This window comes from Legionella busanensis (assembly GCF_900461525.1).
Taxonomy (GTDB): Bacteria; Pseudomonadota; Gammaproteobacteria; order Legionellales; family Legionellaceae; genus Legionella_C; species Legionella_C busanensis.
Window position 1 is genome coordinate 40,747 of the sequence record NZ_UGOD01000001.1, and the last position, 24,608, is coordinate 65,354.

The window sequence follows — 24,608 nt, forward strand, 5'->3', positions numbered from 1 at the left end:
ACTGATTTATATCTATAAAACATGACAAAGTGCTTTTTTTTCCGTTATGATGCCCTATACTTTAATTGATGTTTATTATGTTTACTGATTATTTAAAAACCCTACCTCAGTATTTTACACCTAAGCATGCTTTAACTAATTTTGCAGGTTTGCTTGCTGGCGTAAAAATTCCTGTCGTTAAAAATCACTTAATTCGTCAGTTTGTGCAGAAATATAATATAGTTATGAGTGATGCTTGCGAGGAAGATCCCTTTAGTTACGCCTGCTTTAACGATTTTTTTATTAGACAATTAAAACCTGAGAAAAGACCCTTAGCTGCAGCTGATATTGTTTCACCTGTCGATGGTATAGTTAGCGAAGTAGGTAGAATCAATAAAGGCCAGATATTACAAGCTAAAGGTCGTTATTATACTGTTGAGGAATTTTTAGCTTGTGATCACAAGTTAAGTGATCAATTTATCGAAGGGCGTTTTGCTACTTTATATTTGTCACCTAAAGACTATCACCGGGTGCATATGCCATTAAAAGCGACCTTGCTTAATATGGTTTATATTCCAGGCAAGTTATTTTCTGTGCAGCCAACAACAGCTCGCGTAGTGCGTAAGCTTTTTGCTCGCAATGAGCGGTTAGTAACCTTTTATGAGACAGAAGTTGGTTTAATGGCCATGGTTTTGGTTGGAGCGACTATTGTTGGGGCTATTGGAACAAGTTGGCATGGAGAATTGTCACGTGCTAAAAAACACCAACATTTTGATTATCGTAGCCATCCTAAAATATTAAATAAAGGGGATGAAATGGGCTACTTTAAGTTAGGTTCGACGGTGGTACTGCTATTTGCTGACGGCCAGAAAGTACACTGGCTTGATACAATTAAAGCAGGCAGCATTATTCAGTATGGCCAGGCTTTAGGGCAAATAAATAAAGTTTAAATTATAAGGAAATGGTGCCGAGAAGAGGACTCGAACCTCCACGGAGTTACCCCCACTAGCACCTGAAGCTAGCGTGTCTACCAATTCCACCACCTCGGCATTAATGCAGCGTAAGTTACTGAAGAACAATAAAACTGTCAACCGCTATTCTAACTTTTTTAAAGTATAGTTCTGAATAAATATTTCTAATTTAAATGATAGATAATTCATAATCTTTAATATTAAATAACGTTTCTTATTCTAAGGAGTGCATTTATAATAAATACGCTAAATATATAACATATATATTGGAATAATTTATGATATTGCTTGACTGGTTGAGTATGGGTATTGATACTTATTTCGCCTGTAAACGACAAACCAAACCACATGCCAATGTGATTGATAAGACAAGATTAATAGCGCATCGAGGTGCCCATAATCATAAACAGTCTTGCCTAGAAAATACTGATAGTGCTTTTGCAAAAGCGCTTGCCTTCGGTTGTTGGGGTATTGAATTTGATATTCGAGCAACAGCAGATCAAAAGCTTATTGTTAATCATGATCCCACTTTAAAGCGATTATGGAATAAGAATTTAACAATTAATACGTTAACATTAAGTCAACTTAGACAAGAAGCGCCTTTGGTACCTACGCTTACAGAAGTCATTGGGAAGTATGGTAAAAAAATGCATTTATTTATCGAAATAAAAGCACCTTTTTCCGATGTGGAACCGCTTATTGAAGCATTAAAACCGCTCACGCCTATTCAAGATTATCATCTACTTGCTTTAGATGAGTCTCTATTTACTCTAATTGAACATGCTTTTCCTAAAGAATCACTCTTATTAGTTCCTCTGCATAATAATGTTGGCCATTTCTGTAATTTAAGCGTCCAAAAAGGATATGGCGGTGTTTTGGCCCATTACTTATTGTTAAGGCAATCTCAAATTACTAATTTACGTAATGCTCACCAGAAAGTAGGGGTAGGGTTTATTGATTCAAAGAACGGCTTATACCGAGAATTAAATCGAGGTATAGAGTGGATTTTTAGTAATAATGTTGAGCAAGTAAGTGCTTATTTACAAGAATTAAGACTGCTGGCGTCAACTTAATGATTTTGTCATTTCCGCGCAGGCGGAAATCCATCCTAACATTTGAACTGTGCCTGCATAGAAATGGATTCCCGCCTGCGCGGGAAAAACCAAGTCATTATATTCTTTAACTATATCTTGTGAACAATTACATTGTTTACTTTGGTGCTATCATTTCCTCAGGTTTAACATATTCTTTAAATTGCTCTTTTGTTAAAAAACCGAGTTTAACCGCTGCATCAAGTAAGGACGTATTTTCATGATGAGCTGTTTTCGCTATTTTTGCAGCTTTATCATAACCAATATGCTGATTTAAAGCGGTAACAAGCATCAAAGAATTTTCTAAGTAATAATTAATTTGCTCGCGATGTGCAGCCAACCCTTCTACACAAAACTCTCTAAACGAGCGACAAGTACCTACTAAAAGATTAATTGAGTTTAAGAAGTTAAAAATAATAACAGGCTTAAATACATTAAGTTCAAAGTTTCCTTGGCTACCTGCAACACCAACAGTCGTATCATTACCTATTACCTGGGCGCAGACCATTGTCATGGCTTCACATTGGGTGGGATTGACTTTGCCTGGCATAATGGAAGAGCCAGGTTCATTTTCTGGTAAAATTAATTCACCAATTCCACATCGGGGGCCTGAACCAAGCCAGCGAACATCATTAGCTATTTTCATTAATGCGCATGCAAGCGTTTTTAAAGTACTATGCGCAATAACTAATGGCTCATGCGATGCTAAAGCAGCAAATTTGTTAGGCGCAGAAACAAAAGGAAGGCCCGTGATTGTTGCAATATGAGCTGCAACTTTAGTAGCAAATTTTGGATGAGTATTCAGCCCTGTGCCTACTGCCGTACCACCAATTGCTAGTTCAAATAACTGAGGTAAAACAGCTTCAATCCAATGCAAGCAAGCATCAAGCTGCGCAACATAACCAGAGAATTCCTGACCTAAGGTGAGAGGAACTGCGTCTTGCAAGTGGGTGCGACCTATTTTGACAATATCTTTAAACTCATCTTGCTTTTGAGCCAATGCATCACGTAAGCGGCGGACTTCTGGTAATAAATTATGATAAACAGCTAAAGCTGCTGCAATATGCATAGCAGTCGGAAAGGTATCATTAGATGATTGTGACATATTGACCATATCATTGGGGTGAATAGGTGTTTTACTACCTAAATTCCCGCCTGCCAATTCAATTGCTCGATTTGCAATAACTTCATTGACATTCATATTTGACTGAGTCCCACTGCCTGTTTGCCAAACATGCAGAGGAAAATGCTTATCTAGAAGACCTTGGCTTACTTCTTCCGCTGCTTGAATAATTAGCTTAGCTTTATCGTCTGCTAATTTACCTAATTCAACATTAGTAAGGGCTGCTGCTTTTTTTAAAATACCAAAGGCATGTATCACCTCAATAGGCATAATATCACGGCCAATATTAAAGTGATGCAGTGAGCGTTCGGTTTGTGCCCCCCAATAGCGATCAGCGGGGACCGCTATTTCGCCCATACTATCGGATTCTAAACGGGTGGTGTTCATATCAGTAATTCTCCCATAAAGCATTGACGCTTTGCAGCGCTTTTGTTTTAGCGTCATTCAAGAATGAAATAAATGGGCTCAAGGTAATTGGTAAGCTTTAATTTGTCAAATAGGTAATTAAATTAACGTGAGTTCGACATACAAGAGACAGAGACTCTTTTGTGTCGCTAAACGAACATTATCCCGTAAAATGCGAAGCATTTGTACAGGATCCAAATTAAATATAAATAAATTTGACAAATCTAATTTAAGCTAAATAACATGCTGAGGCAGTGAAATTGTATTAATATTAGCTTACTTTAGTGAGGAGCTTAACTAACTATTAACTTAGAAGAGGTAAGCAATAAATTGTGATTATGACACTCGATAACCTTGCAGTAGAGCAAGTTAAGCAATGCACTGCTGCACTAAAAAGTATATTAAAAGACCGTCTTCTCGGTGTCTATTTGTATGGGTCAGCTATAATCGGTGGTTTACAGAAATATAGTGACCTTGATTTATTTGTTGTTGCTAGCCATTCAACTACGTCGCAAGATAAAGCCAAATTAATTACTGAGTTCTTGAAAATCTCTGGTATATATTTAAAAAGTATTAAACGCTCTATTGAAATAACAATTGTTGTAAAATCTGCCATTAAACCATGGCGTTATCCACCACTTTTTGATTTTCAATATGGGGAATGGTTACGAAACGAGTTTGAATCTGGTAATCATGTACCTTGGTTAACTAACAAGATGCCAGATTTGGCTTTAATTATTACCCAAGTACTATTAGCCAGTAATACCTTATTTGGGCCTAATCCCACTCAATTATTACCTTGTATTCCTTATTCAGATGTGATTAAAGCTAGTTTAGAGGGATTGGGTGTTTTAATTGCTGATCTTAATCATGATACCAGAAATGTGTTGTTAACTTTAGCTCGCATTTGGTGTACGGTAAGCACGGATACAATCCGCTCTAAAACTGATGCAGCTACATGGGCCATTGAACATCTACCTAAAACTTATCAGTTAGTTATGCAGCGAGCTAGAGCAATTTGCTTAGGACATGAGAAAGAGTATTGGACTGATATCCAATCATTAGTCAATTCCTGCGCTAATATAATGGTCAGTAATATTAAGCAACATACTTCTTTATTAGCGGTTGATAACTCGAAATCAATTAAAGTTATTAAGTGATGAACGCAAAAGGTGATTACACTGAATAACCATTATTTTTCATTATTATTTTAAGTAGGCTAAAGAGTGAGAAAAATACGCATTTATCAAGCTGGTGAATATGATATCGGTCAGCAAATTGAATTAAGTAGTGAAGCAGGGCAGCATGTGGGGGTTGTCTTACGTATGCAGCCAGGTGAATCTTTAACTCTATTTTATGGTAATAATTACGAATTTAATACAGAAATTGTTAGTGTTCATAAAAAGAAAGTTATAGTAAAAATCTTATCTAGCCAAGAAGTTAATCGTGAATCGCCATGCTTGATTCATTTAGCGCAAGCTATTTCTAAAGGTGAACGTATGGAAATAGTGGTGCAAAAAGCTGTTGAGTTAGGTGTGGCAAGTATTACTCCTTTAATTACCGAGCATTGCGCAGTCAAGGTCGATTCAGAGCGGTTTGAGAAAAAGCGTTTGCAATGGCAAGCTATCGCTATTGCTGCTTGTGAACAGTCGGGCAGAAATAAAATACCAAAAATTAACTCAATTATTTCCTTGCAACAATATTTAAGACAGCCCCTACCTAAATTAAATGTTGTCCTTACTCCGGATGCTACACAAAATTGGAAAGACTTAGAGCAAAAAAAAGTACCGGCGATTGGACTTATTATTGGGCCTGAAGGTGGGTTAAGTGCTGTTGAGTTAGATTATCTTATTAAACAGCAATTTCTTCCTATGAGTTTAGGCCCTCGCATCCTGCGGACAGAAACGGCGGCAATTGTTGCATTAAGTGTGTTGCAAGCGGTTTGTGGTGATCTATAATGGTTAACAGCAACTTTAATTTAGCGAGGGTTTCTTTATGAGTGATAATATTAAAACTGTTACTGATGCAAATTTTGAGCAAGAGGTGCTGAAATCAAGCAAGCCTGTTCTTGTTGATTTTTGGGCTGAATGGTGTGGTCCTTGCCGCGCTCTGACGCCAATTTTAGAAGAAGTGGCTGCCAATCATGGTGAAAATGTTACCTTCGCTAAAATTAATATCGATGAAAATCCTAGAATGCCTTCACAATATGGCGTTATGAGCATACCAACGCTTATCCTTTTTAAAAATGGGCAAGTTGAAGCTGTTAAAATGGGCCTTTTATCTAAATCACAATTAAGTGCATTCATTGAAAGTAACAGTTAATAATTTAGCCATTTGATTATTCCCGTTTAACGACGGGAATAATTTAGCAGTTTCTCAAAATTTTTAATCATTTTTATTTAAATTCAAATGATTAAATCTTAATTTTCTTATTTTCCTCTAAGTAAACATGCTCTAAAAATAACGCCAGTGTATAAGTGATGATTAATTTTTAATTGACGTGGATTAAACATACGTGTAGTTTTTAGGCATTTTGTTAACAGTAAATTAAAGGAGTAACATGCTTTTTGACTTAAAAAAATTCAAATTGCTTTGTGTATTGCTGGTTGTAATTTTATTTCCCTTATTAGCTGGTCAATACATACCAACTGAAGTTAAATCAATCAGTTATGCCCTTAGTCTAAGTATGAAGACGATACTTGAATTTTTCATGCCTTTTATTATTTTTAGTTTTGTTTTTTCTTGTTTAGCTAACTTACAAAAGGGCGCCCTCCTTTTTGTTTGTTTATTAATTACCTGTGTATTTATTTCAAATTTTACAGCTTTAATGGTTGGTTACTCTGCCGGATGTGTAGGTCTTGAACTTTTTCATTTTAAAGCCCAAGCTACAACTACAGCCACCCAATTATTACCAGCTTGGCAACTCCATTTGAAAAAACTAATTTCAAATGATATTGCTCTTTTAATTGGGTTTTTTACAGGTATTTTCTTTTCACTATGGCCAACAACTTGGTCTAAGCAAATGGGAGTCGTATTAAATAGATTAGCCAATAACTTCTTAAAAAAGGTATTTATTCCTTTATTACCTGTCTTTATTTTAGGTTTTCTATTTAAATTGGAGCATGAGCAAGTTTTACATACTTCTTTGCATCTATATGGTCCAATATTGATTTTAATTATACTAACTCACTGGCTTTACTTAAGTTTTTGGTATCTTATTGCTAGCCAGGGCAAATTTAAACAATTCATTTTTTATTTAAAAAATGTTTTACCGGCTACTTTAACAGGACTAAGTACAATATCTAGTGCTGCGGCTATGCCAGTACTACTATTATCAACAGAGAAAAATCTTAATGCAGAAAAAGCTAGAATGCTTGTCCCTGCCATTATCAATATTCACACAATTGGTAGTGCCATTGGTATACCTATTCTAGCGCTAGCGACTTTATCAACATTTCATATGCCGCTACCGTCTTTATCAACCTTTGTTATCTTTGCATTTTATACAGCACTAGCAAAATATGCAGTTGCCGCTGTGCCTGGTGGGGTAATTATTGTCGTAGCACCTATTTTAGAAGCACACCTAGGCTTTTCTAATGAAATGATCGGCCTAATTACAGCCATTTATTTGCTATGTGATCCCTTTGGAACAGCTGCTAATGTGACAGGTAATGGTATATTTCCTATTTTATTTACCAAGCTTTATGAAAAGCTTAGTAATATTAAATTACCAGCTACGCCCAGTACTCGAAAAATATTAGTATTAAACAAAAATTAATACATACAAAATAGTGTTTATTATTTACCGCAGGTTGCCTGCGGTATCTTTTTTAGCTAGTAGGTTGATTTACTTTTGAAGTGTTAATGCTTACAAAAGGACTTAAATTATAATGAGCTTTGCCTAACAATAATAAAACTGCATTGAACATGAAAGAGCATCGTTATCAAGACTTAATTACTATCTTTAATGCCTGTTTTGCAGAGAAGTATAATACTCAATTAATAAAGGGCATAGATGAGCCTATTTATCTTCCTGCCGATAAAGATCGTTTATATCATGCTATTTATTTTGCGCATGGATTTTTTAGTAGTGCTCTTCATGAATGTGCTCATTGGTTAATTGCTGGCAAAGCACGGCGAACATTAGTGGATTATGGTTATTGGTATATTCCTGATGGCCGCGGCCCTGAAGAACAAGCACTCTTCCAGCAAGTTGAGGTTAAACCTCAAGCACTTGAGTGGATTTTATCAGTAGCAGCTGGCTATCAATTTCAGTTTAGCATTGATAATTTAAATGGCACTTCGGTTAATACTGATAGTTTTAAACAAGCAGTTTATGATCAGGTCATGATTTATTGCAAACAAGGTTTAGCTAAGCGAGCAAATCGATTTCGTTTAGCCTTATGTCATTTTTATCAAACCCCACTAGATTTTACTAGGCAACAATTTGTCTTTGCTCGGTAATGGTGAGAAGGCTAATTGTTATCATTAATATTATTAATAATGGCATTTGATTGATTTATTTCTGGCGTATCTTCAGATGTAAAAAACTTAGCATATGATTTTAACGAGCTTAAATTCTTAAAATTTCTCAAAGAAGCTGGATTCTTAAATGTTTCTAAAGTTAATTCATCGCTTAAAAAAGCTGCAGCAATGGCTCGATCTCGTAGCTCAGTAAGTTCTTCTGGAGAAAGTGCTTCTAGGTCGCTTATCGTTAATTTTCCTTTGCTGATTAGCTGGTATATATTGTATCCCTTAACTATTTCAATAATACCTGAAGCACATAGTTGTTTAAATTTCTCAACCGTTAATTTTCCTTCTTGTAACAAGTCAATTACTCTAAAATTAAGTTGTTTAAATTCATCGCCGCTGAGATTAACTAGGTCTATTAATCGTAATTTTTCACTTTGAAATAAGTTTAATGGGTCATTTTCTTCTTCTAAGCTATTAATTCTTTCTATAAGTTTCGTCAATTTTTCTGAAAGCTGGTCCGTGCTTAATTTGCCTTCTCTTATTTCTTTAATAATTAACGAATGATACTGTTTTTTATTTTCTAATAATAAAGCAACTTCTTTAGTGAAAAGGAAAGGTTTAGTGCCTTGAGATAACTGAAGGTATCTACCTTGCTTTTCAAATTTGACATCATCTAAATTTTGAGCGGGTAAATTAAAATATTGAGCCATCATCATTGCAACTTGTTTTACTGGTGAAGCTTCCCTGTCAAGGGCTAGTTTATTTTTTTGAATACAATTAATCATGTCTTTATAAAAAGTACCTTCAGGAAAAGCATTTTCATCAATCGAAAAAATTTGCCAGTTTTTTTTATTTAATACGATATCTATCATGAGTAACCAAGTTGTTTCAATAAAAGGTGAGTCTGTAAATAACCCCATAGGTCTGTCTTCAGTGTAGACCTTAGCATTTAGTAGCCTAGAAAAGGTTTGTGTTCTTGCATCTGATGAGGGTTGATCTCGGAAAGCCTGTGTTTCATTTAAGAATTCACCAACCTCCATATCTAAGGTATCCCAAATTTCTTTCGACCATTTAGTATTTGTTTTTTCTCGAATCACATCGATAGCTTGCAATAAGGCATCAAAAGCAAAGTTTGGAATAGTGGAAATAAGTCTGCGGTGAGCTTCATCATGTAAAGTAAGAAAGAAAACCCGAGCGATAACTTTATGAAAAGAAGTTTCATCTTCTACGCCTGGATAGGCTGTTGATGCATAACGACCATAATTTCTAATAGAGCGTTCAATATCATCAATATTAAATCTGCCTAAACTTGCATAAAGTGATTTAGCATGGGTACCATAAATAGCTTTGGTTAGGGCGTCTCTCGCACCTGCACTAAATACAATTGTAGGGTAAAATTCCTCTTGCTCTTCTTTTTCTCCTTCTTCTAGCTCGTCTGTTAATTGTACATATGGAGTATATTCTGGCTCAATTACAGGCGTAGGCGATTTTAGTATTATTTTAATATTATTACTGAGCTGTAAAAGCCCATTAAGCCGCTTAGTATTTTCATCATTATTTTGCAGTAATGAGCGAGGAATGTTAACAACAAAAAAACATTGATCTGAACTAGGCTTTTCTTTAAGTAAACTTAAAAACCTTTCTTTTTCTTCCGAAGACAAAAAATGAGGTAATAGACTTCGAGCCTCTGGTGTTAATTGCTCATTTTTATCAAAAAACTGTCCAACTCGCACCTTATTGCGAGTAGCATCAGACGCAGCAAACCCTAATTTCATTTCTCTAAACTCAAGGATACTACCTAACTGCTCTCGTGGAATATTACCCTCTAAAAATGCATAGGCTGCAGCTCGAGCTAACTGATCAACATTTCCATTAAAATTTTTAATAAGAATTTGATCATAGGAACGGCCTTTAGCTAACTTAGCAACAAGCTCTTTAGCGCTCTCTAAATCTAAGTTAGTAAATTGAGGTAAATAAGCTCTAACAAAATCAGCCGTCTCTTTAGATTTAGAAATTAGTTCTTCAATATATGGGATTTGGGCAGACATATTTAATTTCGTTCTATAAAAAAAGAGAATAAATAAAATTTTAGCAAATTTTAGGCCTAATTACTAAGTTAATGCTCTTTTTGTTACATTTTTAACCTTATAAATAAGCTTAAGGATAGAATAAAAATCCATTATTTCTCACTATTTATATTTAAATTTCGTTTAGAAAAATAGGTTGTGTACTACATATGAAAATTTTTTTTCTTATTTAAGTTAGAAAATTATTATAAACAACTGGATCTCCCCTAAAAGCTGTGTTAGGCTAAATATGTGGCCGTTTCCAACAGGTCGGCAATCTCAAGGTTACCTCTTTATTGATATCCCTGCTAATTAGGCTAATACATTTGGTAACTAGCATTGGCAATGAAGCCTGTTGACGACAACTTTCCACGTTGATCTTCCTAATTAAATTATCTCGGAATCCCATTTCGTTTAAACAAACAATACATCAAGTGAGTAGTATGAATCTTAGAGAACTTAAGCAATTACCTATTGCCGATCTTGTTAACATAGCTCAGGAAATGGGAGTTGAAAATACTTCCAGCAAACGTAAACAAGATATTTTATTCGCAATTCTAAAAGCACACGCTAGTAAAGGTGAGGATATCCTCGGTGGAGGTGTTTTAGAAGTATTACCTGATGGTTTTGGTTTTTTACGCTCTGAAGACGACTCGTACTTAGCTGGCCCTGATGATACCTATGTATCGCCTAGTCAAATTCGCCGCTTTGGACTTAGAACCGGTGATACGGTTTATGGCAAAATTCGCCCACCAAAAGATAATGAACGTTATTTTGCTTTATTAAAAGTCGATCAAATCAATTTTGATGCACCAGACAGCACAAAACGTAAAATATTATTTGAAAATCTAACACCTCTCTTTGCAAATCAACGCCTAGTGATGGAGCAAGGTAATGGCAGCTCAGAAGACTTAACAGCTCGTGTTGTTGACTTGTGTGCACCTTTTGGCCGAGGCCAGCGTGGATTAATTGTTTCACCACCTAAAGCTGGTAAAACATTAATGCTCCAAAATTTAGCTCATTCCATTGAAAAGAGTTACCCAGACTGTCACTTAATTGTATTATTAATTGATGAGCGCCCTGAAGAAGTAACTGAAATGCAGCGTTCAGTTAAAGGCGAAGTTGTTGCAAGTACGTTTGATGAGCCTGCTAATCGCCATGTTCAAGTCGCCGAAATGGTTATTGAAAAAGCAAAACGTTTAGTTGAACATAAACGAGATGTTGTTATTTTACTTGATTCCATCACTCGTTTAGCTCGAGCCTATAATACGGTTATTCCTTCATCAGGCAAGGTTTTAACGGGTGGCGTGGATGCTAATGCTCTGCAAAGACCGAAACGACTTTATGGCGCTGCACGTAATATTGAAGAAGGCGGCAGTTTAACAATTATTGCTACAGCCCTAGTTGATACTGGCTCTAAAATGGATGAAGTTATCTACGAAGAGTTTAAAGGGACAGGTAATATGGAAATACACTTAAGCCGTAGTATTGCTGAGCGTCGGGTTTTCCCTGCAATTAATATTAATCGTTCAGGAACACGTCGTGAGGATCTCTTATTAAGTCCTGAAGATCTACAGCGTACTTGGATCTTACGTAAAATTCTCCAATCTATGGATGAGTGTGATGCAATTGAGTTCTTGCTAGAAAGAATGAAAAACCATAAAACAAATGCAGAGTTTTTTGACGCAATGAAGCGTCAAGAATAATTAACCTTCAATTAGGCTATTCATAAGATGCCAAAGAGAAGGTTTCTTGGCATCTTAAACATCCTCGATTCTCTAACTATTTTAAAGATTGGCCAACGGCTTGCTCGATAAATAATCTTTTTAGAGGTGTAAATTGATTACAAAAGGTTAAGCCTACTTGGCGAAGAGTAGCAACTGGAGTTAGAGGATTAGCGAATAACGTTTTTAACCCACCCATTAGTGCAATGACTTGCCATACAGCATATTTTCTTTGCCTCTGATACGCATTTAATACGTTAGTTGAGAAGTTTTTACCAGCACTTTTATCTAGACAATTTAACCATGTACTAATATCCGCTAAACCTACATTTAATCCTAAACCAGCTAGAGGATGAATAGTATGTGCAGCGTCGCCTAATAATAGCCAATTTTTACCTACATATTGCTTGGTATGACGCATGGTTAATGGAAATTGATGTCGGGTGCTAACTACATGCGCCTGCCCTAATTTATAGGCAAATGCCTTACTAAGTGCTTCATTAAATCTCTCATCTTCTAAAGTTATTAATTGATTAACTTGCTGTGGCGTTGTTGACCAAACAATAGAACATAAATTTTTATCAACTAAAGGTAAAAAGGCAAGGGGGCCATCTGGATTAAATACTTGATAAGCGGTCTCTTGATGTGGCTTCTCAGTTCTTACGGTTGTAACTAAAGCATGTTGATGATAAGGCCAGCTGGTAATTTGGGTGCCTAACATTTTGCGTATGGGTGAATTGGCTCCATCTGTAACTAATAGTAAATTACTTTGCCATATTTCTTCATTGCTTATAAGAGTAATTAGTTCAGATGTGCTATTTACTTGCGTAATTTTATGCTTAGGAAATAAGGTCACTTTTTGTTCATTTGCTAAGCGTTTTAAGAGGGCATTTTTAATGATAGTTTCTTCTATAATAGTCCCTAAGTTAGAGCTGGCAATTAGACGCGCGTCAAATTCAATACAGGCTAAGGTAACAGCGTCCCAAACATACATATGCTGATAAGGTGAAACTCGTGATAGATCAATTAATTCCCAAGCACCTAATTGTTTAAGTAGATTTTGTGACGCATGATTTATTGCATAAACGCGTAAATCTGGTTTAGCTAAGGCATTTATTTCTAAATCTCCGGCATCAAGAAGGGCTACTGAAAAATTACGCTCTGCCATGGCTAGAGCTGCAGTCAAACCAATAACGCCTCCACCAGCGACAATAACATCAAATTGATGTGACTTCATTTTACCCCCGCCTTATAAATCAATACCGCACACTAAATCAGGAACTATCCCTGCAAAACCTCGAGCATGGTGTGTGAGAATCCGCTTTAATAAATTACTATTGTCAAATATCGATAAACCAATACTACGTAGAAAGCCTAGGCCAGGTAATTTAGATGTAAATAATTCAACTAGGTCGTTCGTTGCTCGGGAAATTATTTGTTGGTCGTATTGACGCATGGCTTGATATTTTTCAAGCATTTCAGAAGTTAAGCCATATTGGACAATACATTGAGCTAAAGCCGCGATGTCTCGTAAGCTTAGGTTAAAGCCTTGGCCTGCTACAGGATGCAATGTGTGTGCTGCATTGCCAATGAAAACGAACGGCCAGGCAATCGTATTAGGCATAATAACTTGTTTTAACGGATAAAGTGTTCGCTGACCTACTTTTTTGAATTGTCCAAGTTTATAGCCAAAAACTTGTTGTAAATGGGTTAAAAAAGCAGAGTCGGTAAGCTTACTAATGCGATCGGCTTCATTAGGGTTTAATGCCCAAACCATTGACATACGCTGTTTGGTAATAGGCAATAAAGCTAATGGTCCAGATTGAGTAAAACGCTCGTAAGCGTCATTTTTATGAGGACGGGCTAAACCAATATTAGTCACAATAGCTTGTTGTAAATAATCTTTAATTTTAATTCCCTGTTCAAGATTTGCTAATTGCCGTATTTTTGATTGGGAGCCATCTGCAGCAACAATCAGTTTCGCCTTAATGTGTAAGGGTTCATTATTATGATGAACTGTGATTGCTGGTGTTAATTTATCAAGACTAATTATTTCTGCGGGTGCAAAAACAGAATGATGGTTTATGGCTTGATGAAAAGCACGATTAATATGCTGCATTTCTACAACATAACCTAATGGCTTTTCATCTTTGCGGTTTAATTGAGCTTTACCAAAACGACCTTGTTCAGAAATGTAAATCTTATGAATAGGCGTTACTTCTTGCTCAAGAAGAGGCCATATTTTAAGAGTTTGTAAGATGTACATGCTCGCAGGCGATAAGGCAAGGGTACGCGCATCAAAATTAGGTTGAATCTTGTCTGTAAAGGATGAAGATTCAATAAGTAAACAATCAAAGCCTTTACGAGTTAAGGCTATGTGTAATGCAGCACCAGCAAGCCCGCCACCAATAATTAAAATATCAACTTGTTTTTCATTCACGCATTAAGGCCTCAATATCGCTGATATCAACTGGAAGCGCACCAGTTAAATTATAATGACCAGTTTTAGTCACTAAAATATCATCTTCAATCCTAACGCCAATATTCAACCATTGTTTATCGACATTAGATGTATTAGCACTAATATAAAGCCCTGGTTCAACAGTTAAAACCATACCAGGCTCTAATAGGCGCCATTCATTATTTACTTTATATGAGCCACTATCATGAACGTCTAGCCCTAACCAATGTCCTGAATTATGCATGTAAAATTGCTTATAAGCACCTTCAGCAATTAATGTTTCTACATCACCACATAAGATACCTAAATTACATAGTCCTTCTGTCAAAATAGCAACCATCGTTTCTTGAATAGTTGGCCAAGCTACACCTGGCTTAATACATGCAATGCCAGCTTTTTGTGCTTTTAATACTAACTCATAAATCGCACGCTGCTGTTCACTAAATCGTCCATTAATTGGAAAGGTTCGTGTAATGTCTGAAGCATAATTTTCAAATTCACAGCCAGCATCAATTAAAACTAAATCGCCTGATTTAAGAGGTTGGTTATTCTGGGTATAATGTAAAACGCAGGTATTTTCACCGCCGCCAACGATAGGTACATAAGCAACGCTATTAGCACCTTGGCGATTGAATTCATAGAGTAATTCTGCTTCGAGTTGGTATTCATTTTTTAATAGGGGGCAAACTTGCATAGCTCGTTTATGCGCAGCAACAGAAATTTCAGCGGCTTTCTGCATAACCGCTATTTCAGCGTCACTTTTAAATAAGCGCATTTCACTAATTAAAGGTTCGATGTCATGTATATTATCTGGTGGTTTTGTACCGCGTCTTACCTGCGTTTTCAATTCCTTTACAGCATATATAATCATTCCATCTAAAATTTTGTTACGGCCAATTTCATAAAATAGAGAAGTTTTATTGGCTAATAGTTCGGGTAATTGAGTTTTAAACGCTTCTATAGGAAATGCTTCATCCATATTTAATTGTTGACAGGCGCCATCTTGGCCCAAACGCTTTCCAGTCCATAGCTCTTCTTCTGGATAACGTGATTGATTAAACAGATAGCTCTTACCAGGTTGGCCTGCAAATAAAATTAGCATGGCGTTAGGCTCATTAAATCCTGTTAAATAATAAAAATTACTGGCTTGTCGAAAGCGATAATGTGTATCACCATTGCGAAACATTTCTTGAGCAGATGCAATAATAGCCACAGCACCTTCAGGCAGTTGCTGAATGAGTTTGCATCGACGTTGTTGATATTCCTCTTGAGTTATCATTAAAAATTCCTTCAGTGTTTAGCACGCTCATTAGTAGAATGAAGATTATGAAAATCTTCACTCAAGCGCAAGACAGCCATACGAGTATATTCACTAATGTCAACCAACGCTTTTTCATCTTCTTCACTGACATCTACATTGTTATAATCGAGTTGAGCAAATTCAACAATATGTTGTAATGCTTCCCGTGAATCTTCTTCATCAAGAAGTTCATAATTGATCCCAGATAAAGTAATGCCCTGTGTAAAGCCTTCGCACCATTGGCTAAAAGCTTGGGCTCTATAGATTAGTGGTGACTCTTCATCGGGTAAAAGTAGTTGAAAGGTAAAATCAATGTTTATAATTTGTTGCTGGGTTACTGTATAAGCATCGAAAATTGCCATAGCAGCTGCACGGGTAAATTCATCTTTTTTATTTTGCAGCGTTAAAGCTTGCAAGTAACTTTCAGCCTTTTCTGCGGCACCTGCGCAAAGATAGCCGCAGATAATGCCATGCAATTCGCTACTTGATATAGGTAGAGAGAGTATTGCAATTTTATTAACAAATTCTTGATAAGTGGGTAAGCGCGCAAGATTAGTCTCTGCTGACATATTAATACTCTTAAAATAAATTACTAATAATAGCTTAATTGTCGGAACAAGCCAAAATTGTTACTATTTAAAGAATAGCATTTGCTTAGGGCAGGATAAATTGAAAAAAAGCTAAATAAGCTGGTTTTCTTGATACCTATGCCCCGCGGGATCCAGCGATGTAGATGATAAATTTAGGGTAAAGACAGTTGCTCTAATAAAAAACTTGCTTAATAAATTGAAAAATAACTGCGCTAAGGTGCTTATGGTAAACAGCTTAAGGCGAAAAAATATGACAGCGTCGAAAACTTGTACAATAAAATTATTAAATAAAACTTACGATATTAAGTGCCCTGAAAATGAAGTTGATAATCTTCAGCTGGCTGCAGCTAAATTAAATGAGCAATTGTTACAAAATAAAAAAAAATTTAAACAATTAGATGATTTTCAAAATTTAGTTTTGGCCTCCCTACATGTTAGTCATGAGCTTATTGCCTGTCAGAAGCAGCAGGAGCAGCAAAGGCACCAAGTCACCCAGTTTATTAATTCTTTAGAAAATAAAATAAATCAGGTCGTCAATGGCAATCCTTTTGTTGAAGAAAAAATAGATTAAAGTACATTTTAATTTAGTTAAATAACTACGCTAAAATTTAAGGATTAATAGAAAGCATATTTCTTTTCTATTTTTTAACTGTTGATTTATTGGTCATGTATTATAGTCGGTGCTATACTCCATTTAACCGACAGTAGCTAGATTTATGAACCAATGCACATATTTAGGGAAGCATCCTGTAGTTAGCGTTGTGCAAGCCCACCTTGAAGTGGGAAGCCTGAACTAACTCATCCGCTACCCACCTGAACCCAAGGGTTCAAATCACATACTGTCGGCTACCTAAACATCAAAACTCTTTAATTGATCTTTGTAAGCTAACAACTCATCCCTTACTTGTGCTGCTAACTCAAATTCCATATTTTTTGCATGCGCATACATTTGTTTTTCAAGTAACTTTATTTGTTTTGCTAATTGTTCAGGGGTCAAAGATTTATAAGTTGGTTGCCGTTCAGCAACTTGGTTTTTACGCTTAGCACCACCATAAGCGCCTTCCATAATATCCTGGACAGCTTTATTAATACCTTGTGGTGTAATATTATGCTCAAGGTTAAACGCAATTTGCTTATCACGGCGCCTTTTTGTTTCATCTAAAGCACGTTGGATTGAGCCTGTAATCCTGTCTGCATATAAAATTGCTCGGCCTTTAATATGACGAGCAGCACGGCCAATAGTCTGAATCAATGACCGATCAGAACGTAAAAAACCTTCCTTGTCAGCGTCTAAAATAGCAACTAACGCTACTTCAGGCATATCCAGGCCTTCCCGAAGTAAATTAATACCTACTAAAACATCGAATTCACCTAGACGTAAGTCGCGAATAATCTCAACACGTTCCACTGTATCAATATCAGCGTGTAAATAACGTACTTTTATACCGTGCTCGCTTAAATAGTCTGTTAAATCTTCGGCCATGCGTTTGGTTAACGTTGTAACTAAAACACGATAACCTTGTTTAACAACAAGATTGATTTCAGAAAGTAAATCATCAACTTGATTTTTTACAGGCCGTATTATAACGTCTGGATCAACAAGTCCAGTAGGTCTTACTACCTGTTCTGCTATATTATCAGCGTGCTGCATTTCAAAAGGGCCCGGCGTTGCCGAAACATAGATTGTCTGTGGTGAGCGCGCTTCAAATTCTTCAAAACGTAATGGTCGATTATCTAGTGCTGATGGAAGACGAAAGCCGTAATTAACTAAGGTTTCTTTTCGAGAGCGATCACCCCGATACATTCCTCCAATTTGCGGTACTGTTACATGCGATTCATCAATAATTAATAATGCTTCTGGCGGGAGGTAATCAAAAAGTGTAGGTGGTGCTTCACCTTGCTGGCGTCCTGACAAATAGCGTGAGTAATTTTCTATACCAGAACAATAACCAAGCTCTAACATCATTTCGATATCAAAACAGGTACGCTGTTGTAGCCGCTGCGCCTCTAATAATTTATTTTGCGCGGTAAATTCATTAACACGTTCACGTAATTCTTCTTTTACCAATTCAACTGTTTGTAATAATTTATCTCGCGGTGTTACATAATGAGTTTTTGGAAAGACGGTAACGCGTGGTAAGCGTTGAATGACTTCGCCTGTTAGCGGATCAAAGCTTGCTAAATTTTCTACATAATCATCAAATAATTCAATACGAATAGCTTCTTTCTCAGCATCAGCAGGAAACACATCAATAACATCACCATGGACTCTAAATTGACCTCTTTCTAAGAAATTCAGGTTTCGAGTGTATTGCATTTCAGCAAGGCGTTGTAAAATTTTACGCTGGTCACATTGTTCTCCACGGGATAGATGTAATAACATACGCAAATAAGAATCAGGATCGCCTAAGCCGTAAATGGCAGAGACTGTAGCAACGATAATGGCATCTTTGCGTTCAATTAAAGCTTTTGTAGCTGATAAACGCATTTGTTCAATATGCTCATTAATAGAGGCATCCTTTTCAATAAACATATCAGAGGAGGGGACATAGGCTTCGGGCTGATAATAATCGTAATAAGAGACAAAGTATTCGACAGCATTATCAGGAAAAAACGCTTTAAATTCGCCATAGAGTTGTGCTGCTAATGTTTTATTAGGCGCCATGATCAATGTAGGTCGCTTTAATGCCTGAATAACATGAGCAATAGTAAACGTTTTACCTGAACCAGTTACACCTAAAAGGATTTGGCGCGCTAAGCCTGATTTTAGACCATCAATTAAGGAATTAATCGCTGTAGGCTGATCGCCTGCTGGTTTATAATTCGAATAAATTTTAAATATATTTTTCATTTTAACAATAACCTAATTTGATTTAAAACTACAAAAATCAATTTAATAGGAGCTTTAATATGTACATTGCACTAGCTAATCGCGTGCAGCAAGTAAAACCTTCTCCTACCTTAGCTGTAGCAGCAAAGGCTACTCAAATGCAAGCTCAAGGGCTTGATATCGTCAATTTAGGAACAGGCGAGCCTGATTTTGATACACCCAATCATATTAAAGAGGCTGCCATTGCTGCTATCAATGCCGGGTTTACTAAATACACAGCAGTTGACGGTATACCTGAATTAAAACAAGCTATTCGCGATAAATTTAAGCGAGATAACGGTCTTGATTATCAACTAAATCAGATCCTTGTTTCTGTCGGCGGTAAGCAAAGTATTTATAATCTTTGCCAAGCTCTTATTAATGACGGTGATGAAGTTATTATTCCGGCGCCTTATTGGGTATCTTATCCAGATATCGTTTTATTAGCTTGTGGTAAACCAATTATTATACCGTCTACGCCGGCAAATCGCTATAAAATTACACCTAATCAACTTGCAGAGGCTATTACTCCTAAAACAAAATTATTATTCCTAAATAGTCCTTCTAATCCTTCAGGCGTAGCTTATAGTATAGCTGAATTACAAGCCCTTGCTGAGGTGTTGCAGCGTCATCCGCACGTCATCATTGCTACAGATGATATGTATGAGCATATTATCTGGTCGCACCCCTTTGCCAATATCTTAAATGTATGTCCTGATCTTTATGAACGCACTATTGTTCTTAATGGTGTTTCTAAAGCATATGCTATGACTGGCTGGCGCATTGGTTATGCTGCAGGGCCTGCCTCCCTTATCAATGCGATGAAAACCATCCAATCTCAAGCAACCTCTAATCCGTGCTCTATTGCCCAACGCGCAGCAGTTGCTGCTTTAAATGGTGGTTTGGAAACTGTAAAAGACATGGTTAAAGCATTTAAAGAACGTCATGATTATTTAGTCGCTCGACTTAATAATATTAATGGAATTGAAGTTATTCCAGCTGATGGTACCTTCTATATTTTCCCTAGTGTGCAAGAAATTATTACGCGAAGAGGCTTTGCTAATGATATAGAATTTGCAGAAAAGTTGTTACAAGAAGAGGGTGTCGCATTAGTGCCAGGATCTGCGTTCGGTAATGAAGGTTGTATTCGTTTATCGTTTGCAACAAGTATGGAATGCCTACAAAAAGCCATGGATCGCTTACAGCAATTCTGTCAAAAATAAAAAAAATTCAAAATACTTAATAATACTATTGACCCACAAGCGGAATCGATTTAAGATTCCGCCTCATTCCCCGGTAGCTCAGTCGGTAGAGCGGATGACTGTTAATCATTAGGTCGGCGGTTCGAGCCCGTCCCGGGGAGCCAACACACGTGGCTTCTAATAAGATTCATAATCAATCATAAACCATCAGGTTCCATTTAGATAAAAGTGATCAATCTTTTTCTATAATCTTCATAATAGGAGTTTTAATAGATGCTTTCCAATAGGAAATTCATCACGATTTTATTAAGCGTCCTAGTCTTATCTTTTAATATAAAGTTATGCGCATCTGCCCATCTTGTTGAGAGAAAAAATATGTCGAAATTTTCTGAGCTTGCAAATGAATATGAAAATAGTTTATTTGAATATTCACCTGAGTTAGGTCTTTTTTGGGGAAGATCGACGAATATAGCTTTAGATCGTTTCATGGATTCTTCTCTAGAAGGTTATGCAGCCTGGTTAAAGCAAGAGGATAATTTTTTATTAAAACTCAATGAACTCAATGAAAAAGATTTGGAAAATACACCGGAATACACCACCTATTTACTTTTAAAAGAAACGTTAGAAGCTAAAAAGGCAAGCCGTATTTGTAGAGAAGAATTATGGGATATTAATCCAGCTTTTGGTTGGCATAATAAAATGGCTATTGTTGCTGAAAAACAGCCTATTGGAACACCGGAATATCGACGATTAGCCCTTACTCGATGGCAATCCTTTGATAAAGTTGTAGACGATCAAATTAATAATTTAAAATGGGGACTGAAACTTGGATATACTGCCCCAAAACCCGCTGCTAAGAGAGTTTTAACTCAACTCCGTATAATAATTGATGGTCCTATTAAAGAGTCTCCATATTTTGATTTCGCACGTCGTGATGGTGATGAGAAATTTAAAGCGCAAGTAGAGGATTTAATAAAAATAATAATTAACCCTTCCTTAAAGAAATATACAGATTATCTGGAAAATGAGTATATTCCTTCTACTCGAAATGAGATAGGTGTCGGAGTTTTACCCGCTGGTGCTAAATGCTATCAAGCTAAATTAAAACAAGAAACTACATTGAACTTAACGCCAAGCGAAATTCATGCTCTAGGTTTGCAGGCAATGCAAAAAATATCTGATGAAGTAGTAGAAATCGGGTTGAAAAAATATGGCATAAAAGACCTGACTGCTATTTTTGAGCGTGCAAAAAATGAATCAGTGAATTATTTTTCAACAGAACAGGATATCTTAGATTATAATTTTGCAGCGTTAGAAAAAGTTAAATCTAAAGTTTCTGAATGGTTTGATATCATGCCAAAAACCGAAGGAACAATAAAAGCTTATCCAGCTCATCGAGCGAAAACTGGTGCTTCTGGAGAGTATCATCCTCCTAACGACGCAGGTACTAAACCTGGTATTTTTTATATCAATACTTATGAACCTACGAAAAAGAGTCGTATTGACCAAGAAGCTACTTTATTTCATGAGTTAATACCTGGACATCATTTTCAAATTGCGCTCACCTATGAAAACAAAGCACTACCTACGCTAAATCGGTATCTATTTAATGCTGGATTTGGTGAAGGGTGGGCTTTATATGTTGAGCGTCTTGCTGATGAGATGGGATTATATCAAGATGATATTTCACGCTTGGGAATGTTATCTAATGAATCATTAAGAGCTGCTCGTCTTGTTATTGATACTGGAATACACGCTTTCCACTGGAGTCGAGAAAAGGCGGTTAATTATTTAAAACAACATACTGCTCTTAGTGACAATATTATTGAAGGAGAAATAGATCGCTACATTATGATGCCAGGTCAAGCTACAGCTTATCTATTGGGCAAAAATGAAATACAAAGCTTGCGGCAAATAGCTAAAAAAGATTTAGGCGCTCATTTTGATATTCGTCACTTTCATAATGAAGTCCTAAAAAATGGTATGGTCAGCTTATCTATATTGCGGACTCAAATTAAGGCATGGATAGAACAAAATAAAGCCAGTATTTAACTGATTATAGTCAGCGTAGCCTTGAGATGGAAACGTAGTCGTAATTGAGGCTCTTCATTTTCGCTACACATACCTAAGTATGCCTGAGCGCCATTGTTTAATTAAATAACTTTAATACCTATAATGATATAAAAATAAGCAATGTTAATTAAGAAGGTAGATAAGTAATATTGATTAAGCTCTAATTTCAAAGCGACTCTTGCTAGGCTTGTAACGGCGATTGAAATTATATCCCTTTTATTAAATCTAATTATTTTAATGTTAGAATTAATAAGTATATGTCTGGAGAATCTTTGATGAAATTCACAGTGGCTCAACTTGAGTGGGTAAAAAAATTTTATAATCCTACTTTTATAAGATTTGTGATAGTTGGCACTCTAAACACGCTTATTAGCTACCTTGTATATCTTATTCTATTAAATGTTACAACACTTAACATTGCGTATTCTATTACTTATTTATTAAGTGTTGTTACCTCTTATTTACTTAATTTAATTTATGTATTTAAAGAAAAACATTCTTTTAAAAAGAGCCTGCAATTTCCTCTAATCTATGTGCTACAGTTTATTTTTAGCGTAATTTTATTGAATTTTTTTGTTTATTTTTTGGGCATGAATGAAAAGATTGCGCCATTACTGATTATTTTACTTTTTGTACCGTTTACCTATTTTCTCATGCGGATCATTCTAACCAAAAGTTAAAGCACACGTTATAATTAGCCGGCTTGTTCTGGATAACCGGGTGGCCTTGGCCCACGAGAAATATCAAAGGGATTTGGTGATTTGTAAGCATCTGCTTTACTATCCTGAGGGAGAAAAACTTCTTGTTTTTGTGCAGTTTGGGCCAGATCTAACTCCACTTTTTTTGTAGGAATTAAATTTTTATCCATTAGTCTTGTAACAAAAGCATCGTAGTATTTTGATGAATCACCACGAAAAGAAATACTTAATTTATTATCTACCCGAATTAATGTGGCATTAAGCTTAATATTTTGATCGCTCAATTCTTTTCTAAATTGTTTAAATTCATTGTTTATCGCATCATATAGAGTTGCAAGGTCCTTTTGTTCATCTGTATCAAGTAATTTATTTTCTTGAAAAGTAATCAAGCCTTGGGATAAATTCAAAGATAAAAATACAAGGGCTAAATCGTTCTTATATAAATATAATAGGTCCTCTTCGAGAGATTCATGCCAGATTTCACTAGCTTCTAAAAATGAAGATAATAACATTCCCTCTATAAGGGAGGGTTTTAAATTGAGTGAAAGTGGGCTTTCGTTCTCATATAAATCACCGGGATCACGTCCTGATAACTTATCTTCGTTACCAGAGCCACCACCTCCGCCGCCACCCCCATGGCCTTGGCAACTACTTAAGCCAAGTACTCTACACATATTACAAGGGTTATTTTCAATAGCTTTAGCTTTTAATTCTTTTCTATCTCCATTTTCTAACTTGGGTGGAGTACCAAGTGCTGATAACGTAGCCATGTCTGCTTCCTTAATACTTTACTAATGTTATGATCTTAACCTTAATTAGAGGTTTACTTAGGCAAATTGAAGCTTTTTTTACAATTTATTTGCAAAAACTAATTTCATACAGCCTTTGTTAGTATAGGGATTGTTAAGTTTTTCCAAGTTCAGTTTCATCGATTTAATATTGGGATGTCATGGTTGATAAAATTGTTTCAGGTGGCCAAACAGGAGTAGATCAAGCGGCGCTTAAGGTTGCATCGAAGTTAGGATTTATGACGGGTGGGTGGTGTGTAAAAGGTGGGTTAGATGAAAACGGCAGTTGTATATTAAATTACTACCCTACTTTACAAGAAACTACTACATCAAATCTGGCTAAACGTACAAAATTAAATGTTCGTGATTCGGATGGTACCTTAATTATTGTTCCTAATTGGCCCTGGGTTAATAAGAAAGATGTTACTTGCTTAACACTGCAAGAGGCTATAAAACAACATAAACCTTATTTAATTATTAATCTAATGGCAAAAAAGGATGAAATAAATAATTTAAAGGAATGGGTAAGTATAAATAATATTTCTATACTTAATATTGGTGGACCTCGGGAATCTAGTAGCCCCGGTATTTATAAAGAGACCTATCAATTTCTTAAGTGCTGTTTACCTAATTTAAAACAAGTTTCTAATCAATCTACCTAGTTTTTATCTCAATTTAATATTGGTATCAGATATCTCCTGTAATTAAAAAAATTCTCACTTTAAGTGATTAGTAAAGATACTTATACTGCTTTAGTTATTTAATACTGCGTCTAAATTTTGGGGATTTTAAAGG

Annotated in this window: 21 protein-coding genes, 2 tRNA genes and 1 other RNA gene; 15 read left to right on the forward strand and 9 right to left on the reverse strand. The window is 35.9% G+C overall.

Annotation, left to right across the window (positions count from 1 at the left end; all coding sequences use genetic code 11):
- The first annotated feature begins 77 nt into the window (after positions 1-77).
- Positions 78-929 carry an archaetidylserine decarboxylase gene (asd, locus tag DYH30_RS00155; RefSeq protein ID WP_115329449.1) on the forward strand — a complete coding sequence of 284 codons (852 nt, stop codon included), beginning with the start codon at positions 78-80 and terminating at the stop codon, positions 927-929.
- Between the two features lie 12 nt (positions 930-941).
- Here the strand turns inward: asd and DYH30_RS00160 are convergent.
- Positions 942-1,028 (reverse strand) — tRNA-Leu (locus DYH30_RS00160).
- A 200-nt stretch (positions 1,029-1,228) separates the two neighbouring features.
- Here DYH30_RS00160 and DYH30_RS00165 point away from each other — a divergent pair.
- Positions 1,229-2,023, forward strand: coding sequence for a glycerophosphodiester phosphodiesterase (locus DYH30_RS00165; RefSeq protein WP_242604693.1), 795 nt, complete (start codon positions 1,229-1,231; stop codon positions 2,021-2,023).
- Positions 2,024-2,159: 136 nt separating this feature from the next.
- On the opposite strand, the gene fumC is transcribed toward DYH30_RS00165, so the two are convergent.
- Positions 2,160-3,551 carry a class II fumarate hydratase gene (fumC, locus tag DYH30_RS00170; RefSeq protein ID WP_115329450.1) on the reverse strand — a complete coding sequence of 464 codons (1,392 nt, stop codon included), beginning with the start codon at positions 3,549-3,551 and terminating at the stop codon, positions 2,160-2,162.
- A gap of 356 nt (positions 3,552-3,907) precedes the next feature.
- Between fumC and DYH30_RS00175 the strand changes: the two genes are divergently transcribed.
- From DYH30_RS00175 to DYH30_RS00195, 5 genes are all read left to right on the forward strand, one after another.
- Positions 3,908-4,729, forward strand: coding sequence for an aminoglycoside adenylyltransferase family protein (locus DYH30_RS00175; protein ID WP_115332452.1), 822 nt, complete (start codon positions 3,908-3,910; stop codon positions 4,727-4,729).
- Positions 4,730-4,795: 66 nt separating this feature from the next.
- A complete protein-coding gene (locus tag DYH30_RS00180; RefSeq protein WP_115329451.1) occupies positions 4,796-5,527 on the forward strand; it encodes a 16S rRNA (uracil(1498)-N(3))-methyltransferase in 732 nt (243 codons plus the stop codon).
- A 37-nt stretch (positions 5,528-5,564) separates the two neighbouring features.
- The gene (gene trxA / locus DYH30_RS00185) at positions 5,565-5,891 is read left to right on the forward strand and encodes a thioredoxin (protein WP_115329452.1); all 327 of its coding nucleotides are present in this window, start codon (positions 5,565-5,567) and stop codon (positions 5,889-5,891) included.
- Between the two features lie 238 nt (positions 5,892-6,129).
- Positions 6,130-7,347 carry a cation:dicarboxylate symporter family transporter gene (locus DYH30_RS00190; RefSeq protein ID WP_115329453.1) on the forward strand — a complete coding sequence of 406 codons (1,218 nt, stop codon included), beginning with the start codon at positions 6,130-6,132 and terminating at the stop codon, positions 7,345-7,347.
- A 149-nt stretch (positions 7,348-7,496) separates the two neighbouring features.
- Entirely contained in the window at positions 7,497-8,033 is a 537-nt protein-coding gene (locus DYH30_RS00195; RefSeq protein WP_115329454.1) for an elongation factor P hydroxylase, read from the forward strand.
- Between the two features lie 11 nt (positions 8,034-8,044).
- On the opposite strand, the gene DYH30_RS00200 is transcribed toward DYH30_RS00195, so the two are convergent.
- A complete protein-coding gene (locus DYH30_RS00200; protein WP_115329455.1) occupies positions 8,045-10,090 on the reverse strand; it encodes a hypothetical protein in 2,046 nt (681 codons plus the stop codon).
- A 461-nt stretch (positions 10,091-10,551) separates the two neighbouring features.
- Between DYH30_RS00200 and rho the strand changes: the two genes are divergently transcribed.
- On the forward strand, positions 10,552-11,814 hold the full coding sequence (gene rho, locus DYH30_RS00205) for a transcription termination factor Rho (RefSeq protein ID WP_115329456.1): 1,263 nt from the start codon (positions 10,552-10,554) through the stop codon (positions 11,812-11,814).
- A 76-nt stretch (positions 11,815-11,890) separates the two neighbouring features.
- Here the strand turns inward: rho and DYH30_RS00210 are convergent, their stop codons facing one another.
- The 4 genes from DYH30_RS00210 to DYH30_RS00225 are packed head-to-tail and all read right to left on the reverse strand — an operon-like array spanning position 11,891 to position 16,162.
- On the reverse strand, positions 11,891-13,069 hold the full coding sequence (locus DYH30_RS00210; protein WP_115329457.1) for an FAD-dependent monooxygenase: 1,179 nt from the start codon (positions 13,067-13,069) through the stop codon (positions 11,891-11,893).
- 12 nt (positions 13,070-13,081) lie between these two features.
- Positions 13,082-14,272, reverse strand: coding sequence for an FAD-dependent monooxygenase (locus DYH30_RS00215; protein ID WP_115329458.1), 1,191 nt, complete (start codon positions 14,270-14,272; stop codon positions 13,082-13,084).
- On the reverse strand, positions 14,265-15,572 hold the full coding sequence (gene pepP / locus DYH30_RS00220; protein WP_115329459.1) for a Xaa-Pro aminopeptidase: 1,308 nt from the start codon (positions 15,570-15,572) through the stop codon (positions 14,265-14,267). Before pepP ends, DYH30_RS00215 begins: the two co-directional genes overlap by 8 nt.
- 11 nt (positions 15,573-15,583) lie before the next feature.
- On the reverse strand, positions 15,584-16,162 hold the full coding sequence (locus DYH30_RS00225) for a UPF0149 family protein (RefSeq protein ID WP_115329460.1): 579 nt from the start codon (positions 16,160-16,162) through the stop codon (positions 15,584-15,586).
- 271 nt (positions 16,163-16,433) lie between these two features.
- On the opposite strand from DYH30_RS00225, the gene DYH30_RS00230 reads away from it, so the two are divergent.
- Together DYH30_RS00230 and ssrS are read left to right on the forward strand one after the other, a co-directional pair.
- On the forward strand, positions 16,434-16,754 hold the full coding sequence (locus tag DYH30_RS00230) for a cell division protein ZapA (RefSeq protein ID WP_115329461.1): 321 nt from the start codon (positions 16,434-16,436) through the stop codon (positions 16,752-16,754).
- A gap of 122 nt (positions 16,755-16,876) precedes the next feature.
- Positions 16,877-17,035, forward strand: a non-coding RNA gene (gene ssrS, locus DYH30_RS00235) — 6S RNA.
- Here the strand turns inward: ssrS and uvrB are convergent.
- Complete coding sequence (uvrB, locus tag DYH30_RS00240) at positions 17,034-19,034, reverse strand: excinuclease ABC subunit UvrB (RefSeq protein WP_115329462.1); 2,001 nt, start codon at positions 19,032-19,034, stop codon at positions 17,034-17,036. The genes ssrS and uvrB overlap by 2 nt on opposite strands.
- 59 nt (positions 19,035-19,093) lie before the next feature.
- Here uvrB and DYH30_RS00245 point away from each other — a divergent pair, with 59 nt between their 5' ends.
- The 4 genes from DYH30_RS00245 to DYH30_RS18665 all read left to right on the forward strand — a co-directional run bounded on the left by DYH30_RS00245 (position 19,094) and on the right by DYH30_RS18665 (position 23,007).
- Positions 19,094-20,275 (forward strand): pyridoxal phosphate-dependent aminotransferase, encoded by a 1,182-nt coding sequence (locus tag DYH30_RS00245; protein ID WP_115329463.1) that lies wholly within the window; start codon positions 19,094-19,096, stop codon positions 20,273-20,275.
- Between the two features lie 67 nt (positions 20,276-20,342).
- A tRNA-Asn gene (locus DYH30_RS00250) sits at positions 20,343-20,418 on the forward strand.
- Positions 20,419-20,629: 211 nt separating this feature from the next.
- Complete coding sequence (locus DYH30_RS00255) at positions 20,630-22,306, forward strand: DUF885 domain-containing protein (protein ID WP_115332453.1); 1,677 nt, start codon at positions 20,630-20,632, stop codon at positions 22,304-22,306.
- A 296-nt stretch (positions 22,307-22,602) separates the two neighbouring features.
- Positions 22,603-23,007, forward strand: coding sequence for a GtrA family protein (locus tag DYH30_RS18665; RefSeq protein ID WP_160116131.1), 405 nt, complete (start codon positions 22,603-22,605; stop codon positions 23,005-23,007).
- A gap of 14 nt (positions 23,008-23,021) precedes the next feature.
- Here DYH30_RS18665 and DYH30_RS00265 read toward each other — a convergent pair whose 3' ends face one another.
- Complete coding sequence (locus tag DYH30_RS00265) at positions 23,022-23,795, reverse strand: hypothetical protein (protein WP_115329465.1); 774 nt, start codon at positions 23,793-23,795, stop codon at positions 23,022-23,024.
- A gap of 179 nt (positions 23,796-23,974) precedes the next feature.
- Between DYH30_RS00265 and DYH30_RS00270 the strand changes: the two genes are divergently transcribed.
- Positions 23,975-24,475 carry a putative molybdenum carrier protein gene (locus tag DYH30_RS00270; RefSeq protein WP_115329466.1) on the forward strand — a complete coding sequence of 167 codons (501 nt, stop codon included), beginning with the start codon at positions 23,975-23,977 and terminating at the stop codon, positions 24,473-24,475.
- The last annotated feature ends 133 nt before the right edge of the window (positions 24,476-24,608 follow it).

Bases quoted from the DNA above. Each gene is read 5' to 3' on its own strand.
- asd (WP_115329449.1), top strand. From the start codon at position 78: ATGTTTACTGATTATTTAAAAACCCTACCTCAGTATTTTACACCTAAG.
- DYH30_RS00165 (WP_242604693.1), top strand. From the start codon at position 1,229: ATGATATTGCTTGACTGGTTGAGTATGGGTATTGATACTTATTTCGCC.
- fumC (WP_115329450.1), bottom strand. From the start codon at position 3,551: ATGAACACCACCCGTTTAGAATCCGATAGTATGGGCGAAATAGCGGTC.
- DYH30_RS00175 (WP_115332452.1), top strand. From the start codon at position 3,908: ATGACACTCGATAACCTTGCAGTAGAGCAAGTTAAGCAATGCACTGCT.
- trxA (WP_115329452.1), top strand. From the start codon at position 5,565: ATGAGTGATAATATTAAAACTGTTACTGATGCAAATTTTGAGCAAGAG.
- DYH30_RS00190 (WP_115329453.1), top strand. From the start codon at position 6,130: ATGCTTTTTGACTTAAAAAAATTCAAATTGCTTTGTGTATTGCTGGTT.
- DYH30_RS00195 (WP_115329454.1), top strand. From the start codon at position 7,497: ATGAAAGAGCATCGTTATCAAGACTTAATTACTATCTTTAATGCCTGT.
- DYH30_RS00200 (WP_115329455.1), bottom strand. From the start codon at position 10,090: ATGTCTGCCCAAATCCCATATATTGAAGAACTAATTTCTAAATCTAAA.
- rho (WP_115329456.1), top strand. From the start codon at position 10,552: ATGAATCTTAGAGAACTTAAGCAATTACCTATTGCCGATCTTGTTAAC.
- DYH30_RS00210 (WP_115329457.1), bottom strand. From the start codon at position 13,069: ATGAAGTCACATCAATTTGATGTTATTGTCGCTGGTGGAGGCGTTATT.
- pepP (WP_115329459.1), bottom strand. From the start codon at position 15,572: ATGATAACTCAAGAGGAATATCAACAACGTCGATGCAAACTCATTCAG.
- DYH30_RS00225 (WP_115329460.1), bottom strand. From the start codon at position 16,162: ATGTCAGCAGAGACTAATCTTGCGCGCTTACCCACTTATCAAGAATTT.
- DYH30_RS00230 (WP_115329461.1), top strand. From the start codon at position 16,434: ATGACAGCGTCGAAAACTTGTACAATAAAATTATTAAATAAAACTTAC.
- uvrB (WP_115329462.1), bottom strand. From the start codon at position 19,034: ATGAAAAATATATTTAAAATTTATTCGAATTATAAACCAGCAGGCGAT.
- DYH30_RS00245 (WP_115329463.1), top strand. From the start codon at position 19,094: ATGTACATTGCACTAGCTAATCGCGTGCAGCAAGTAAAACCTTCTCCT.
- DYH30_RS00255 (WP_115332453.1), top strand. From the start codon at position 20,630: ATGTCGAAATTTTCTGAGCTTGCAAATGAATATGAAAATAGTTTATTT.
- DYH30_RS18665 (WP_160116131.1), top strand. From the start codon at position 22,603: ATGAAATTCACAGTGGCTCAACTTGAGTGGGTAAAAAAATTTTATAAT.
- DYH30_RS00265 (WP_115329465.1), bottom strand. From the start codon at position 23,795: ATGGCTACGTTATCAGCACTTGGTACTCCACCCAAGTTAGAAAATGGA.
- DYH30_RS00270 (WP_115329466.1), top strand. From the start codon at position 23,975: ATGGTTGATAAAATTGTTTCAGGTGGCCAAACAGGAGTAGATCAAGCG.